This is a genomic window from Halobacterium sp. MBLA0001 (assembly GCF_049705385.1).
GTDB lineage: Archaea > Halobacteriota > Halobacteria > Halobacteriales > Halobacteriaceae > Halobacterium > Halobacterium salinarum.
This window is the reverse complement of sequence record NZ_JBNAMQ010000008.1, coordinates 169,685-183,635: the sequence shown is the minus strand read 5'-3', so window position 1 is coordinate 183,635 and position 13,951 is coordinate 169,685. Positions and strand designations below refer to the sequence as shown.

At 60.3% G+C, this 13,951-nt stretch carries 19 protein-coding genes; 3 read left to right on the top strand and 16 right to left on the bottom strand.

From position 1 onward, the window contains the following. Window positions 1–5: 5 nt before the first annotated feature. Both ACOZ32_RS13305 and ACOZ32_RS13300 read left to right on the top strand, forming a co-directional pair. Window positions 6–383: a formate/nitrite transporter family protein gene (locus ACOZ32_RS13305; protein WP_424335305.1), complete on the top strand. Its 378-nt coding sequence runs from the start codon at window positions 6–8 to the stop codon at window positions 381–383. 40 nt (window positions 384–423) lie between these two features. Continuing rightward, window positions 424–1,695: an OFA family MFS transporter gene (locus tag ACOZ32_RS13300; protein WP_349253503.1), complete on the top strand. Its 1,272-nt coding sequence runs from the start codon at window positions 424–426 to the stop codon at window positions 1,693–1,695. Between the two features lie 121 nt (window positions 1,696–1,816). Here the strand turns inward: ACOZ32_RS13300 and ACOZ32_RS13295 are convergent, their stop codons facing one another. The 16 genes from ACOZ32_RS13295 to ACOZ32_RS13220 form a co-directional block, all read right to left on the bottom strand. Beyond that, window positions 1,817–2,503: a DUF6166 domain-containing protein gene (locus ACOZ32_RS13295; RefSeq protein ID WP_349253504.1), complete on the bottom strand. Its 687-nt coding sequence runs from the start codon at window positions 2,501–2,503 to the stop codon at window positions 1,817–1,819. Between the two features lie 157 nt (window positions 2,504–2,660). Continuing rightward, window positions 2,661–2,960, bottom strand: coding sequence for a hypothetical protein (locus tag ACOZ32_RS13290; RefSeq protein WP_285266083.1), 300 nt, complete (start codon window positions 2,958–2,960; stop codon window positions 2,661–2,663). Window positions 2,961–3,013: 53 nt separating this feature from the next. Further along, complete coding sequence (locus tag ACOZ32_RS13285; RefSeq protein WP_285266084.1) at window positions 3,014–3,235, bottom strand: hypothetical protein; 222 nt, start codon at window positions 3,233–3,235, stop codon at window positions 3,014–3,016. 49 nt (window positions 3,236–3,284) lie between these two features. Further along, a complete protein-coding gene (locus ACOZ32_RS13280) occupies window positions 3,285–3,560 on the bottom strand; it encodes a DUF7389 domain-containing protein (protein ID WP_285266085.1) in 276 nt (91 codons plus the stop codon). Between the two features lie 23 nt (window positions 3,561–3,583). Next, window positions 3,584–3,985: a DUF6166 domain-containing protein gene (locus tag ACOZ32_RS13275; RefSeq protein ID WP_285266086.1), complete on the bottom strand. Its 402-nt coding sequence runs from the start codon at window positions 3,983–3,985 to the stop codon at window positions 3,584–3,586. Between the two features lie 79 nt (window positions 3,986–4,064). Next, complete coding sequence (locus ACOZ32_RS13270) at window positions 4,065–4,460, bottom strand: DUF7567 family protein (protein ID WP_285271300.1); 396 nt, start codon at window positions 4,458–4,460, stop codon at window positions 4,065–4,067. A 77-nt stretch (window positions 4,461–4,537) separates the two neighbouring features. Then, a complete protein-coding gene (locus tag ACOZ32_RS13265) occupies window positions 4,538–4,903 on the bottom strand; it encodes a DUF7568 family protein (protein WP_285266088.1) in 366 nt (121 codons plus the stop codon). 3 nt (window positions 4,904–4,906) lie between these two features. Then, window positions 4,907–5,398, bottom strand: a complete 492-nt coding sequence (locus tag ACOZ32_RS13260; RefSeq protein ID WP_285266095.1) for a hypothetical protein — start codon at window positions 5,396–5,398, stop codon at window positions 4,907–4,909. Between the two features lie 106 nt (window positions 5,399–5,504). After that, entirely contained in the window at window positions 5,505–5,927 is a 423-nt protein-coding gene (locus ACOZ32_RS13255) for a hypothetical protein (RefSeq protein WP_285266089.1), read from the bottom strand. 121 nt (window positions 5,928–6,048) lie between these two features. Further along, window positions 6,049–8,421 (bottom strand): heavy metal translocating P-type ATPase, encoded by a 2,373-nt coding sequence (locus ACOZ32_RS13250; RefSeq protein ID WP_015299293.1) that lies wholly within the window; start codon window positions 8,419–8,421, stop codon window positions 6,049–6,051. A 60-nt stretch (window positions 8,422–8,481) separates the two neighbouring features. Next, a complete protein-coding gene (locus ACOZ32_RS13245) occupies window positions 8,482–9,231 on the bottom strand; it encodes a helix-turn-helix domain-containing protein (protein ID WP_006183449.1) in 750 nt (249 codons plus the stop codon). A gap of 61 nt (window positions 9,232–9,292) precedes the next feature. Further along, on the bottom strand, window positions 9,293–9,577 hold the full coding sequence (locus tag ACOZ32_RS13240; RefSeq protein WP_006183450.1) for a hypothetical protein: 285 nt from the start codon (window positions 9,575–9,577) through the stop codon (window positions 9,293–9,295). Between the two features lie 37 nt (window positions 9,578–9,614). Beyond that, window positions 9,615–10,277, bottom strand: coding sequence for a DUF6735 family protein (locus ACOZ32_RS13235; RefSeq protein WP_006183451.1), 663 nt, complete (start codon window positions 10,275–10,277; stop codon window positions 9,615–9,617). Between the two features lie 68 nt (window positions 10,278–10,345). Further along, window positions 10,346–10,726 (bottom strand): hypothetical protein, encoded by a 381-nt coding sequence (locus ACOZ32_RS13230; RefSeq protein WP_006183452.1) that lies wholly within the window; start codon window positions 10,724–10,726, stop codon window positions 10,346–10,348. Between the two features lie 106 nt (window positions 10,727–10,832). After that, a complete protein-coding gene (locus tag ACOZ32_RS13225) occupies window positions 10,833–11,021 on the bottom strand; it encodes a hypothetical protein (protein WP_096396460.1) in 189 nt (62 codons plus the stop codon). A gap of 144 nt (window positions 11,022–11,165) precedes the next feature. Beyond that, the gene (locus tag ACOZ32_RS13220) at window positions 11,166–12,053 is read right to left on the bottom strand and encodes a hypothetical protein (protein WP_350338656.1); all 888 of its coding nucleotides are present in this window, start codon (window positions 12,051–12,053) and stop codon (window positions 11,166–11,168) included. A gap of 542 nt (window positions 12,054–12,595) precedes the next feature. Between ACOZ32_RS13220 and ACOZ32_RS13215 the strand changes: the two genes are divergently transcribed. Continuing rightward, a complete protein-coding gene (locus ACOZ32_RS13215; RefSeq protein ID WP_424335260.1) occupies window positions 12,596–13,870 on the top strand; it encodes an IS4-like element ISH8A family transposase in 1,275 nt (424 codons plus the stop codon). Window positions 13,871–13,951: the final 81 nt, after the last annotated feature.

Sequence of the window (13,951 nt, the reverse complement as noted above, 5' to 3'; positions counted from 1 at the left end):
TCTCGATGAGGAGGTCTCGTTGTACACACTCGACACCTCCTCATTCCTTCCGAAAAGTAGCCTCGATAAGCCGCTGCTGTCACGCGGTTCTTCGCTTAGCTAAAGACGGATGCGTCAGCCGAATTCTCTTCGTACTTCTCGTAACCGCTGTAATCGGATCAGGCCCCTTCCATCACAGTATCCTTGGGACTACGGAGATTCTCTCTGCGATGTTTCTGGGTCAAGGTGTCTCTCTCGGTGACTTCGGTCATTTCCTCCTCTGGACGACATCCGGCAATATCGTTGGTGGAGGAGTCTTTGTCGGCCTGCTCAACTATGGGCACGTCGCGCTTGCTGGTGAACAGCAAGATGTCGATTTCGATGCCACGAAAGAGAATGAATGAGGCTTAGTAGCGCTGTGAACGTTTGCAGAATAACCGTATAATGAACAGCGAGTCCTCTCACACGCACTCGACACCTGACATTAGTGTCCGAGCTCGGGAAACGCTGGGTAGGTCACGGTGGTGGCAGGTGGCAGCTGCGGCGATTATGATGGCGCTCGTGAGTCCGTATCAGTACGTCTGGTCATCGATCGAAGGCCCACTAGCGGCCGATCTCTCGATTCCGCTTCCGGCTCTCGGACTGGTTTTCACACTGTTTGTTGGGTTTCAGTCGCTATCGCAGTTTCCAATCGGCTGGTGGCGGGACACGCACGGTCCTCGCTTGATCAGCTTTGCCGCAGGCATCCTTGCTGGTGGCGGCTACGTCGGCCTCGCATACGCGACCGAAGTTTGGCAGCTGTACGTGCTCTATTCACTCGGCGCCGTCGGCGTCGGAATCGTCTATACCGTCGCAGTCAATACGGCACTCAAGTGGTTCCCTGATCGGCGAGGGTTGACGACGGGAATCGGAACGATGGCGTTCGCGGCCGGGAGTGCACTGTTTATTCCATACGTACGTGCCAATGCGACGGTCGCTGGCTATTCGACCGTTCTTCGTAACATGGGAGTCCTCATCGGTGTCGGCGTTATTGTAGGGGCACTCATTCTTCGAGATCCGCCAGAAGACTGGACCAAGAAACCAGCAGAGAGCACAACTTCGAGTAATTACTCGGAAGCACAAGGACGGCGTGAGTATCGATGGCAAGAGATGGTCCGGACCTGGCAGTTCTGGCTTCTCCTAATGATGTTCACGCTCGTGAATACTGCTGGGCTGATGCTGACAGCGAAGGGCGTCTCCCTAGCTCAGCAGTTTGGGCTGTCGGCGGCCATCGCAACTGCTTCTGCAATGGTTCTTGCCCTCGTAGGCGGGCTCAGCCGTATTCTCGTAGGTGGACTCTCCGATCGAGTCGACAGACGGCTCACTATTGCGGTGACCGCCATGTTGTGTGGTGTCGGGATGTTTGTTCTCGTCTGGGCTGGCTTGCTTGGTTCGCAGTGGGGGTTCGTGGCGGCCGTTATCGTCGCGACGTTCTTTTGGAGTCCACAGTTTGCCTTGTTCCCGAGCATTGTTGGCGACTACTACGGACAGTCACAGTCTTCGACGAACTACGCGCTGGTTTATCTGGGAAAGGTAGGTGGTGGTCTCTTCGGTGGCGTGATCGCTGGTGTCCTGATCACGATGACGGGCTGGTCTACGACGTTCCTTCTTGGCGGTATCTTAGCAGTTTGCGCGGGATTAGGTGCACTTGTTCTTCGACCACCGCAACCGACATAATACAATTACGGTCGACTCGATCGGAGAGTCAACCGCTCGAATTTTCGGCCGATGCATTCCAGCGCTGTGATGGCGCATTCGATGAGTTGGTACGTGGCCCGCGAGAGTCGGATGTTCTCCATCAGATCTCCTCCTCTGGCTCGACGAGGTCGTTACTCTCAGCGACGAGTTCCTGAACGGGTGAAGCAGGATCGTTCTCGACCGGAAGTGTTCGATGGTCAAGCGGGGCGGGATACGCCCGGTCGCCCTGCGCGCAAAGTATGATCAACCACTCTTCGCTCCCTTCGGCGAGGACGACGTAGTGGTCTATATCCCGACGTTGGAAGACTGTCCGATCTGTCCGACTCACCGCACTCCAATTCGCCGGCAGTGACGATGACGGCGTCCCACCATCTGGCGTGAGTGCTCGGTACTCTTCGAATACGGCGAGTGCCGCCTCGATATCCTCCCCGGTGAGGTGCCAGCAGTCGGCCGGGCCATCACACACCAGCTGACTGACCACGTCGTTGCGGAACTGGATGTAGTGTTGCTGGGCGACGGTTTCGTTGTCGGTGTAATCGAGGAGGAGCGCACAGGCGAGCTGTGCCGGTCCGCTTCCCGTATAGCCCCAGTCGAATCTCGCCGGGCTATGCCGCACGAGACCGAGACTTCGATTTGGGGAGAGGCGTTCGTGTGCGGTGAGGTTCAGGACCACTGGCGTTCCCTCGACACGCATTCCGACGTACTCAACGCAGTCTGCACTCGCCTGCCATCGCTCACTCACATCCTGTACGACTGCTCGTGGGTCGGTAGTCGAATTCATCTGCATCGGTTGCATGCGGGCGTTCGGATTCCCCGCACCCCTGCTGGGGGTCGAAAAACCACCACCGGCTATTAGCCCCTCAGCGTCGCTTCAAAGTTAGAACTCAGACTATTATAGTCCAGACTACAACAATTCATCAGACATCCAATCGATAGAGGCAAGTCTATTCTTCGAAGAGACAGCGAGCGGCTGCATCGTCGCCAGTGAGGGTCTGTTGATCCTCGTCCGTATCAGCGAAGAGTGTTGACTGATCTCCCTCGGATGTTTGCTCAACTTCGGGTCGATCGTCGACGCCGAACTCACACGCCTCGGGCTGATCAAGACGTGAATCCCGGTCACGATGATCCACGTCAGCGCCGAAGTCCTCAAGCGAGGTCTCGACGCTTGTTTCGGTTACTTCGAGTTGGCCATCGTCACCGAATGCGGTCTGTCGTTGAATCTCGATCTCTGTTCGGTCGCTCATCTGGATTGAGCCTCCACCCACCGAGGCTCCGACAGAAACCTCCGGGCGCTGGGTCAATCGTCTTGTGCGCGGAGTTCGCTGGCCCGCTGTTCAAGCCGGCGGAGGATCTGGACCCGTTGCTGATTCGCGTTCTCGTAGGCGACGCAGGCTCGCAGCGTCTCCATATCGTTGATCGTCACGATACCAGCGTTGATGAGTCGCGTATTCGGGGGCTCGAGCCGTTGTTCTGGCGAAAGCTCGCTTGCGTCTGTTGTTTGACCGTCTGGATTGCTCACTGATAATCGCCTCCGCCACTGCTGAGGCGACAAAAAACGGCCCTCGTCGTTACCCGTCTTCTTCGGGTTGGATTTGGCGAGCGTCCTCTGCGAGATCGTGGATGTATTCTCTGAGGGTTTCCATGTCCTCGCGAGCGTCTTCGAGGGTCTTGCCTTTCGCTTTCGCGATTACCTCGTCCTGATCTCTGGTACCAGTTCCCCGCTTGAGCTTTACGGTGAGGGAGACGCCGACGTCACTGTGTTCGACGTACTCCGTTCGTGTCGTCTGTTCGCTCGATTCAGCCGATTCGCCATCCGTACGAGATGGTTGGGTATGTTCTGACATGGGTTACTTTCGGTGATTGGTATTTAGATGGACGGTGCGGCCGGCTCGCCGGGTGTTTCGTGAAGGACTGCGTCGATCTCGGCCCCGGTGAGTCGCCAGCTTCCAGCAGACCCAGCACAGTCCAGCTGGCTCACGACCTCGGTTTTGAACTCCTGGTAGTGGTCGAGGGCGAACGCTTCGTCATCCGTGTAGTCGAGGAGGAGTGCGAGCGCGAGCTGCGCCGGACCACTACCACCATATCCCCATTCGAATCCCGAGGGACTGTGATTCACCAGCGCGAGACTCCGCTCTGGTGTGAGCCGTTCTTGGCCGGGACGTTTCTCAACGATAGCCTGCCCACTCTGCCGATACCCGACGTAGGCGATGTCGCATTCGGTCGCTGGGCGTGACTGTTCAATCGAGTGTGTGTCGCTAGGTCTACTCATCGGTCTGTTCGGGAGCTGCTCGTTCGAGCACCCCCGCACCCCTCAGGGGGTGAAAAACAGTCACAGGGACTGCTTGCCCCTACGCGAGATGGGAGATATCGGCTGGTTCGTCGACATCGTCGAACTCGTCTCGTTCGACCGGCTGCCAGTCATCACCGGGTGCTGGACTCCACCAGTCGACCTTGTAGGCACCTGGTGCGCCGAGGATCTTCACTCGTGCCGAGCCGTCAGGCAGATCACGACGGAGCTTCTCGTCGACGTGAAGGTTCCACGTCGAGTCGGTGTCGAAGCACGCGAGCACGGCCTCCTCGTAGCCACGGTCTTCTCTGGATTCCCGGAGGATGACCTGCGTGTTGCAGTTCTTGCAGAACACTCCCTCGAAGGGAATGTGACTGAATATCTCGTGCCCGCAGACCGGACACCAGAGGAACTCGAATAGTGCTTCGCTGTGGCGGTCGATGACTTCCAGACTCATCTGTGGATCTGACCCGATTGAGACGGGCCACCCATTCCGGCCCAAAATAAACGTCACCGTAGATCCGCACCAATCAATCAGCGCTCGGCGCCGTACACGATTTGCGAGGATGCTTCGTACCCACAGCTCCGACACTCAAACCAGCGCTGAACCTTCGCGCAGTCAGCCGCTTTTCCGCCGATTGCTACATCGCTGTTCGGACACTCGGGACAACTCAGTTCGGGCGCTGGCCGTTTCCGGAGCTCGTCACGGAACGATTTCGCGTCTTTTGTCTCGTACCCCCGCGACCACACCGGGTAGCCGTCGACGAGGATTGCGCCACGCCACTTGTAGCGGTACGAATCCGGTGCTCGGTGTAAGACCGCCCGAGCGCCGGTCTCGGTATTCCGGTATGCGAGTGTGGGCGTGCGGCTCTCGCGCTTCCAATTTGTGATCCGGGACATCTGTTAGAAGTGGACGTCGGCGGGAACGATCCAGAGCTCCTCGCTCTCCTCCAGCACTCGATCCAGCTGCTCACGGTGACGGATACCGTTCGCATATTCGTTGTACAGGAAGATCGTTGGCCCGTCGTAGGCGCCCACCTGATGGAACGCGTGGCGGGCGAGATCTTCGTCGCGCATAATCTCCTCGTCGGAGAGTTCCTCGATGGCCTCTTTCACCCGGTCGAGATTCCGCTCGAACTCCTCTTTCGTCGCCTCCCAGCCACGCTCAAGCAGGTCTTGGCCGTCATCGGAGTCGACGGGGGCTGCAGTTGGCAACTCACCCCATCGCGCCTTCCCCGCAACGGACGTGTCCTCCTCATCGAACGTCACGTGGTAGTCGAAGACGGCGCCGGCGTGTGGGTCCGCGCCGACCAGGCGGTCGAACACCGTCTTTCCGATGGATAGTGCTTCGTCTTCTGTCGATGCTTCTACCAGACTGTAAATGACAATGTGCATCTCGAACACCTCGAAGCGCCGACGCACCGGGAGTCGTTGCTCGCTCGCTCCTGCTGCGCCGGCACCCATCGCCGGCGCTCGAAAAACCTGATTTAGCGGTCGATTCTTAGGACTCGTTCGCTCGGTCGACTGTGATGGTTAGATCGCCCGACGCGTAGTCGGCTTCGAAGTCGACGGTGAACGCATCCGAGTCGTACGCGGCGTGGTAGGCACGGTGTCGTTCGAGCGACCCGGTCGCCTTGAAGTGGAAGAACGCAGCTGAGGTGTAGGGCTTGCTCTGGGTCTCGACCTGCGTCTCGACAGAGGCCGGGAGCGCGATTTGTGGTGTGTCCGTGTCGATACTCGCAGCGAACGCCTTCGCTTCCTCGACGGTCGCCTGCGAATGTGCGGGCGTCTCGCCGGTGAGCACGTTTACCGGCGTCTCGGTATCGTCGGTGAACAGGACATCGTGGAAGGTGCGTGTCCCGAGGACTGCGTCGGGATCTAACTCGCAATCGTGGAATTGGTCGTCGTCTGGTTTCTCGGGCATCCAATCACGAGCCTACGGTGGGGCTCAGTCCTTTCTGCCCCAGAAAAACCACAACTAGTCTCGATGTAGCGGAGGTAAGTCCCGAAAGAAGAGCGTCCTGCCCGCACTTCCCGCCGCAGAATCAGGCGTCGATGATTCGATCGGGCTCGATTCGTGACAACCGCATCGCGTTCCCGGTGACGCCGAGGCTCATCCCCATATCTCCGACAACGACTGCCAGCGCAACGCTGACCAGGCCCAGCGGCACGCCTAACGCGAGCAGAAGCTTCACGCCGAGGCTCGCCCAGATGTTCTGCCGGATCACGCCGTTGGCCGTATGCGACAGGTCGTACAGGTACGGGAGTTTCCCGATGTCGTCGCCCATCAACGCAATATCAGCCGTTTCGAGGGCGGTGTCGGTGCCCGCCGCGCCCATCGCGATGCCGACCTCCGCAGTGGCCAGCGCGGGGGCGTCATTGATGCCGTCGCCGACCATCGCGACCTCCCCGTACTCCGCCTGTAACTCCTCGACTGCGTCGACCTTCTCGTCGGGTAGGAGTTCGGCGCGATATTCATCGACACCGACCTGCTCGGCGATGGCGCGGGCGGTGCCCTCGTTGTCCCCGGTCAGCATCACCACGCGCTCGACGCCCAGCTCGTGCAGGCGTTCGACAGCCCGCTTCGAGGCCGGGCGCACCTCGTCGGCGATGGCGATTGCACCCAGCAGTTCCGACTCCGTCCCGACGATAACGACCGTCTTGCCCTCCCGCTCCAGTGAGGTGAGCGCGTCCTCGGCGAACGCCCCGTCGTCGGCCTCGGTCGCCTCTTCCGCCACGACGCCGCCGTCTGTCTCGCGGCGTGCTCGAGCGAGGTCGAAGCCCAGCTCCTCGAAGAGCGCGGGCTTGCCCGCATAGTACGTCTCGCCGTCGATCTCGCCCCGGATGCCCTTCCCCGTGAGGCTCTCGAAGCCACTCGGGTCGGGCAGGTCGCCCACGCCCGCCTCCTCAGCACGGGCGAGAATCGCCGCAGCGATGGGGTGCTCACTGCGCCGCTCCAGCCCGGCGGCGCGACGGAGCAGATCATCCTCAGTGGTGTCGCCGACCGGGACGACATCGGTGACGGCGAGTTCGCCCTTCGTGAGCGTCCCCGTCTTGTCGAGCGCGACGGCATCGACTTCGCCCATCGCTTCGAGGTAGTTGCCGCCCTTGATCAGGACGCCGTTCTTCGCGGCGCTGGTGATGCCCGACACCACCGAGACGGGTGTGGAGATGACGAACGCACAGGGGCAGGCGATTACCAGCAGGGTGAGCCCGCGGATGAACCAGGTCTGCCAGTCGCCGGCGAAAGTGAACCCGTACCCGGCCACGTCCACCGAGATGGGGTCGGCGATAACCAGCGGCGGGATAGCGGCGGTCAGGATTGCCAGCACGACGACGAGGGGTGTGTAGTAGCCGGAGAAGCGGTCGACGAACTGCTCAGACTCGGTCTTCTTCGCCTGTGCGCCCTGTACCATCTCGATGATGCGCGAGAGCGTCGAATCGCCAGCGGTCGAGGTGACCTCTACCTCGAGGTACCCCTCTTCGTTGATCGCGCCGGCGTAGACCTCGTCGCCGGCAGTCTTGTCGACGGGGACGCTCTCGCCCGTGATCGGCGACTGGTCGACTGCACTCTCGCCGTCGATGACCGTTCCGTCGAGCGGAATCTTGTCGCCGGGGCGGACGACGACGGTCTCGCCAACGTCGACCTCCTCGGCGGGAACGGTCACTTCCTCACCATCGCGAAGGACGGTCGCCTCGTCGGGCGAGAGTTCCATCAGCTCGCGCAGGGAGTCCCGTGCCCTGTCCATCGCGTAGTCCTCGAGCAGCTCGGCGATGCTGAATAGGACGGCCAGCGTGGCGGCCTCGACGAAGTAGCCGATACCGGTCGCCGCGATGATCGCCGTCCCCATCAGCAGGTCGATGTCGAGGCTTCGGTTCTTCGCGGAGTAGTACCCGCTACGGACGACGGGGATGCCGCTGGCGGCGACGGCGCCGAGGAACAGGACATCTGCGATGTGGAGCGGGTACTCGAGGACGCTCGCCACCGTGACGTTCTGTCCGGTGAGGAGGAATTCGAAGAGGAGGCCGAGCGTGACGAACGCCGCGCCGAGCCACGTCTTCTTCGCGCGAGGACTCGTCCAGACCTCCGATGGTGGCGCGATGTCGACGCCGTCGGTCGCCTGGTTGTCCTCATCATCGCCCTCAGCGTCCGAGCCCCCGACGACCTCGTAGCCGGCGCCTTCAATCGCCTTGATTACGTCGGCTTCGCTAGTCCGATCAGGGTCGTACGTGACGTTGGCCGTGCCGGTGGTCGGCTGGAGCGTGGCGTCAGTAATGCCGTCGACACGCTGGAGGCTCTTGTCCACCTTTTGGGCGCAAGAGGGACAGTCCATCTCGGGAACGGCGAGGCGGGCGGTCAGCTCACGTCGCTGTCCGCCGCCGCTCGTTTCTCCTGCTGCGTCCGGATTCTCTGTCATTACCTCACGGTAGGAGTGGGAGTTCCATATGTCTTTGTTGGAATATTCCAACTGCGGCCCTCAGTGCGATGCCAGCCGTTCTTCCGCTACCCGCTCGCCGGCGACATGTTGCTTCGCCAAATGTTCTTCCGCCCGACGGAGTCGGTAGGTGAGTGTTGACCGTGGCACGTCGAGATGCTCGGCGAGTTCGCCGACGTCGACCTCGCGGGGTGACTCGTAGTAGCCGTGTTCGACAGCGGCCTGGAGTGCGGCCTCCTGTGCTGGCGGCAGGCCGCTCGGTGTCCCGTCGCCTCCCCCAGCTGATGTCGTCGTATCCGCGGTGCGGAGCATCTCCATCTGGGCGCATTCCCCGACGGCAACCCCGAGGGAATCGAAGAACGCCGCCACATCGCCCTCGTCGGAGTGAATGAGCCGCCACGTGTAGTGGCGGCCCTCGTGACGGGTCTCGAACAGCACACCGTCGCCGAGGTGGTCGCGGGCGATGTGGGGGACTGAGGCACAGGCAGGGGTCCGCTCCCAGTCGGAGTAGAGGATGAGCGTGTCGTCCGTGCGGTCGAGGACACGGGTGGTCTGGGTTGCGCCGCAGTCCTCGGTGGCGAGACAGTCGGCGTAGTAGTCGCTGTTGCGAAACGCGTCCTCGATGGCGTCGAGTGCGTCCGGAGTGCCGGTGGCATGGTCGACTCGCCAGAGCTGGTCGGCAGTGGCGTGCAGCGAGAGTGAACGAACGCGAGCGTCGGGGTGGTCTGCGAGGGCGTCCGCCACCCTGTTGCAGCCGGGCTCGTATTCGAGAGCGAAGACGAGTTCGCGCATACCCCGACTAAGGCCTGCCACGACATAACCCATGGCTTGGGGCGATGTCTACTGGCGGGTATCAGATCACGTCGTCCGGGTCGTGAACCTCCTGCATTCGCTGTGCTTCGGCCGCGTATTGCTCCTGGAGGTCGGGGTCATCGACCATGCCAAGATTGCCGGGTTCAGCATCGACTGCTGCTGTCGTATCTCGGACGTCGGTGAAGGACGTGAGTGCGCGTTCCTTCCGATAGTACTGTTCTCCATCGGGTGTTGCGTAGGTGAGGATGATCAGGTTCTGCTCGTCATCGGAGTACGTCCGTTCGACAAGCCAAACACGAACGTCATCTTCAGACTGATTTGACATACTTAGACGTCCCCCGATATCCACTAAGGGATTGGTGTTACGGCTTGCCGAGACTCGCTGTCTCGAAGGGTGATTCTCCGGTCGGAATGAGCAGCTCCTGTCGGTCTCCGACCCGCTCAGCGAGCTTCCGTTTCAGATACTGTATCGCCGTTGACGGCGTGAAGACGCCCTTATCGAGCATGTCGCCGACGACGTCTTTGAGGGCCGCGAACTGTCCCTGTAGGTGGCCGTCGCCGACCGGCTTGCCGTCGTACCAGCGCACCGTCGCGAGCGCGCCGTTCCCGACTGTCTCTCCCTGTTCGACCGTCTCCGAGTCGTACTGCAGCCCGAACCACAGCGTCCGATAGGCGGTCACCTCGAAGGTGGGTGACACCACGAAGATCGCCTCGTGGTGGAGATAGTCGAGGTGGTCCGCGACGATCTCGTCGAGGGTGAGCCCGGTGGCACGGGGCTTCGGCTTGACGACCGACGACGGACGATCCTCGCCGGCGAGGTAGCCGTCGACGCCATCTGCTTCGAGGCCATCGGCCAGTTCCGCCAGCAGCTGTTTCGCCCACTTGGAGTCGGTGTCGTCGCCACCGAACGGTGTTTCGGCCGAGATTCGGTGCTTGAGCTTGAGATTCGCTGCACCCCAATGAGAGTAGTGGAGCGTGTACTGTCCGTCTGTGCGTTCGTACGCAACGAGTGCGCGGTGGCCCATTGAACAATCTCCTTGCAGGACGACCCACGACTGGATCGCCCCGCACCCCTCCCGGGGGCCGAACAACGCTACTCGTCGATCGGGTCGGGGGAACTGAGGTCCGCGTGGAGGACTTCGCCGTCGCGAACGACGTACCGTTTCGCCAGCACGGGAAACCGGCACTTGGTAAATCCGGCTGTCTGGATGTCGAATTCTTCGTTCGGTTCGAGATACTCCGCGAGCGACCGGAGGAACTCGTGAGTGACGATGCCACCGTCGTAGTCAGGAAGACCGTTCTCACGGGCCTCGTACACTTCGAAGCTGTCGTAGCCCCAGATAACGAGTTCGCCGTCGTCGTCCACTTCCCAGTTGAGCGTCCCGAAGCAGTGGTTCTCACAGAGCTCGCGGACTGCCTGTGGATCCGATACGAGCGCGCCGGTCGATGTCGTTGCGGCTTGCAATGTTGCCATGGATTGTTCTCGGGAGCGGTCTCGCGCCCCCGCACCCTTTCAGGGGGCGAGCAACTGCTCACGCTGTGACGGCCACATGACGTTGCGCTGCCGATGCGTCGAGCTGTCAGGATTCTCTGTTGATGTCACCGTCCCTCGTCGTATTCGGTTGGGTGAGAAAATCTACCTGCTCGAGGAGCGTCGTCGCGGTGCTAATTCGCTCTCGATCAGCGGGCTCCAATTGGTCGCTGTCGATACTGGTGAGGCTACTGAGCGCGCGGTGGAGTCGATAGCCGGGGGTGTCTCGTGGATCCATGTGTGCGCCTCCGCCAATTCTCGGCGCCGAAAAACACCGGCGGGCAGTCAGCAGGTGTGGTATCGTCGGGTGGTCGCGAGCTGGCTTCTGTTAACCAACAACTCCGAGCCGACACCAGAATTGTTGGTTAATTTGACGTCGTCTTTACTGATCGGCTTCGGGTTCGGGCCCGTAGCGTGGCGTGCCGCACCGCTGACAGCCCCACATTGGCTGCCCGGTCCACTCGTCATCAGGGACCGTCTCGAATTCGCGGAATCGATGCTTCGTCTCCCGACCGCACTCCCGGCACTCGAGGTGAGTTCTGTTCGGGCGCTCGCGTCGTGGCTGTTCGGTATCGGTCTTGTCAACGGATTCCTGGAGCGCAATCGCTGGCACCAGCCAGAGGTCGTTGTCTGCGTCCTCACGTAGGCTTGCAAGACGAGCTTCGGTGCGAACCTCGCTCCCGGTTTCGTCGTAGAGAAACGTCGCGTGCTCGCCGTCGTGACAGGACTGCGTCGTCTCTGTCCACGCCGTCCGCTCACGAGCAGCCGCGAGCAGCTGATTACCACATTCAGACGTGACCCGTGTCGCCGAGGGGAGCGAGGGCCACTGATCGACAAGCTGTGGGGCCGGTTCCTCGTCGAGATCGTAGATTAGCTTGCAGTCATCGACTACTGGGTCATCATCTCCCTTCGCGAGGAGGGTGGCCGCAGCAGATCCCTTCCCGACGGCGCCGTAGAACGTCGACGCCTCAACGAGCAGCTGGATGACGTGGAGGAGAGTCCGTTCGACATTCGATGTGTCCTGGTCGTCGGCTCCTTCGAGATGGTTGGTGAGACAGAACCGGCACTTCGACTGGCCAGCGGGGATTGACGCTCCACAGGAAGTGCACTCGGTCTCATCTGCTGTCGGGTCGTCTGGATAGTCCGTGTTGACGCCACCAGAGCGTTGCCGCCGGGGCTCGCCACTACTACTGGCGAGTTGGTCGTCGGGAACGTGGGTCGCTTCGCCGAGCGGTCGGAGGGCTTCGTAGTCGGCGTACTGATTGGTCATAGAGTATTCTGGCCGTATCATGCTTCGTCTTCGGGTTTAAACAATAGCTCTCACATCAATTAGCCTACAGACAGGGGGTGTCATAGAGCGGTTCGGCTCTATTGAAATCCTCAACGGATAACATATTCTGACGCAGGTCGGTAAGTACAGGCGACCCACAGATCGTTCGGTACAGCGACCGAATCAACCTACACAACTTCTTATAAGTCGTCGAAGTCAGCAACGGTAGTCGCCATGCCGAGAAACATCAACCCAAACCCAGCGGCACCTGCCGGGATCGAGCTCTGTAGGAGGAATCCGCCGGTGAACGCACTAACACCGCCAACAATAGCTCCACGCTTCCTTGCCGGGGCGGCCTCACGAGAGAGAGAAATAAACGTTCGGCGATGTGCTATCATTATTGAACTCACAGCCACATAGAGCGGTAACATCCGTCTTTAGTTAAGCGAGAAACCGCGTGATAGCGGCGGCTTATCGAGGCACCTTTCGGAAGGAATGAGGAAGTCCAGTCTGTGCACGACAAGGACTCCTCATCTCGGATTATGCGTCGGCTCACTACACTGTTTCCCTCTGAGTTCCTCGAAGAGCACGCCGAGGAACTCGGCGTGGTCGAACGTGACCGCAAGCTCCAGATCCCTGCCTTCGTTTGGGCATTCGTGTTCGGCTTCGCCGCAGGCGAAAGCCGAACACTCGCCGGGTTTAGACGCTGTTACAACTCGACTGCCGATGAGACGATCTCTCCGGGTGGATTCTATCAGCGGTTGACACCGACGCTTGCGGAGTACTTCCGCGACCTCGTCGAGCATGGTCTCGACGAGGTCGCTGTTCCTAACGCTGTTGACGCTGATATCGACCGATTTAGAGACGTGATGATCGCTGATGGAACGGTGTTGCGGTTACACGAATTTCTCTCAGATCAGTTCGAAGCCCGCCACGAGGAGCAGGCTGGAGCGAAGCTCCACCTGCTCCACAATGCCACAGAGCAGACGATTGAACGGCTCGATACTGCTAACGAGAAAACGCACGACAGCACCTTGTTCAAAACAGGGCCGTGGCTTGAGAATCGCCTCGTGTTGTTCGATCTCGCCTACTTCAAGTACCGCCGGTTTGCGCTGATCGACGAAAACGACGGCTACTTCGTGAGTCGGCTGAAGGATAACGCGAATCCGCTGATTACGAGGGAGTTACGGGAATGGCGCGGTCGCGCCATTCCCTTAGAGGGCAAGCAGCTCCGAGCTGTTCTCGACGATCTCGATCGGAAGTACATCGATGTAGAAGTCGAAGTCGAATTCAAACGAGGGCCGTACAATGGGACGCGGTCACTAGATACGAAGCGATTTCGCGTCGTCGGCGTCCGCGACGAGGACGCCGACGACTACCACCTGTACATGACGAATTTAGCGAGGAAGGAGTTCTTTCCGGCGGATTTAGCGGAGATCTACCGCTGTCGGTGGGAAGTTGAGTTGCTGTTCCGGGAGCTGAAGACGCAGTACGAATTGGACGAGTTCGACACGAGTGACGAACACGTGGTGAGGATCTTATTGTACGCAGCGCTGCTGTCGCTGCTTGTAAGCCGCGATCTGTTGGATCTAGTCACTGAGCAGGCGGATGATGAGCTTGTGTTTCCGACAGAGCGCTGGGCGGCGACCTTCCGGTCGCACGCCCAGCTCATTCTCCACGAACTCGGTGAGTTCCTCGGCTATTCACCACCGCCGCTGCTCGACCGGCTGATCGAAGACGCTCAAAAGATCCACAAGCAACGACCAATCTTACAAGAGACGCTCGCTACCACTACACAACCGAGGTGTGAGGCTTAACTAAAGACGGATGTAGAGCGGTAATAGTGAGATTGTAAGCAAGTGATCTGTCGCAGCGAATTCTGCGACGGATGCCGTAAC

What these genes read in the sequence shown, in the direction of transcription:
- ACOZ32_RS13305 (WP_424335305.1), top strand. Translation starts at nt 6, where the DNA reads ATGAGGAGGTCTCGTTGTACACACTCGACACCTCCTCATTCCTTCCGA.
- ACOZ32_RS13300 (WP_349253503.1), top strand. Translation starts at nt 424, where the DNA reads ATGAACAGCGAGTCCTCTCACACGCACTCGACACCTGACATTAGTGTC.
- ACOZ32_RS13295 (WP_349253504.1), bottom strand. Translation starts at nt 2,503, where the DNA reads ATGCAGATGAATTCGACTACCGACCCACGAGCAGTCGTACAGGATGTG.
- ACOZ32_RS13290 (WP_285266083.1), bottom strand. Translation starts at nt 2,960, where the DNA reads ATGAGCGACCGAACAGAGATCGAGATTCAACGACAGACCGCATTCGGT.
- ACOZ32_RS13280 (WP_285266085.1), bottom strand. Translation starts at nt 3,560, where the DNA reads ATGTCAGAACATACCCAACCATCTCGTACGGATGGCGAATCGGCTGAA.
- ACOZ32_RS13275 (WP_285266086.1), bottom strand. Translation starts at nt 3,985, where the DNA reads ATGAGTAGACCTAGCGACACACACTCGATTGAACAGTCACGCCCAGCG.
- ACOZ32_RS13270 (WP_285271300.1), bottom strand. Translation starts at nt 4,460, where the DNA reads ATGAGTCTGGAAGTCATCGACCGCCACAGCGAAGCACTATTCGAGTTC.
- ACOZ32_RS13265 (WP_285266088.1), bottom strand. Translation starts at nt 4,903, where the DNA reads ATGTCCCGGATCACAAATTGGAAGCGCGAGAGCCGCACGCCCACACTC.
- ACOZ32_RS13260 (WP_285266095.1), bottom strand. Translation starts at nt 5,398, where the DNA reads ATGCACATTGTCATTTACAGTCTGGTAGAAGCATCGACAGAAGACGAA.
- ACOZ32_RS13255 (WP_285266089.1), bottom strand. Translation starts at nt 5,927, where the DNA reads ATGCCCGAGAAACCAGACGACGACCAATTCCACGATTGCGAGTTAGAT.
- ACOZ32_RS13250 (WP_015299293.1), bottom strand. Translation starts at nt 8,421, where the DNA reads ATGACAGAGAATCCGGACGCAGCAGGAGAAACGAGCGGCGGCGGACAG.
- ACOZ32_RS13245 (WP_006183449.1), bottom strand. Translation starts at nt 9,231, where the DNA reads ATGCGCGAACTCGTCTTCGCTCTCGAATACGAGCCCGGCTGCAACAGG.
- ACOZ32_RS13240 (WP_006183450.1), bottom strand. Translation starts at nt 9,577, where the DNA reads ATGTCAAATCAGTCTGAAGATGACGTTCGTGTTTGGCTTGTCGAACGG.
- ACOZ32_RS13235 (WP_006183451.1), bottom strand. Translation starts at nt 10,277, where the DNA reads ATGGGCCACCGCGCACTCGTTGCGTACGAACGCACAGACGGACAGTAC.
- ACOZ32_RS13230 (WP_006183452.1), bottom strand. Translation starts at nt 10,726, where the DNA reads ATGGCAACATTGCAAGCCGCAACGACATCGACCGGCGCGCTCGTATCG.
- ACOZ32_RS13225 (WP_096396460.1), bottom strand. Translation starts at nt 11,021, where the DNA reads ATGGATCCACGAGACACCCCCGGCTATCGACTCCACCGCGCGCTCAGT.
- ACOZ32_RS13220 (WP_350338656.1), bottom strand. Translation starts at nt 12,053, where the DNA reads ATGACCAATCAGTACGCCGACTACGAAGCCCTCCGACCGCTCGGCGAA.
- ACOZ32_RS13215 (WP_424335260.1), top strand. Translation starts at nt 12,596, where the DNA reads ATGCGTCGGCTCACTACACTGTTTCCCTCTGAGTTCCTCGAAGAGCAC.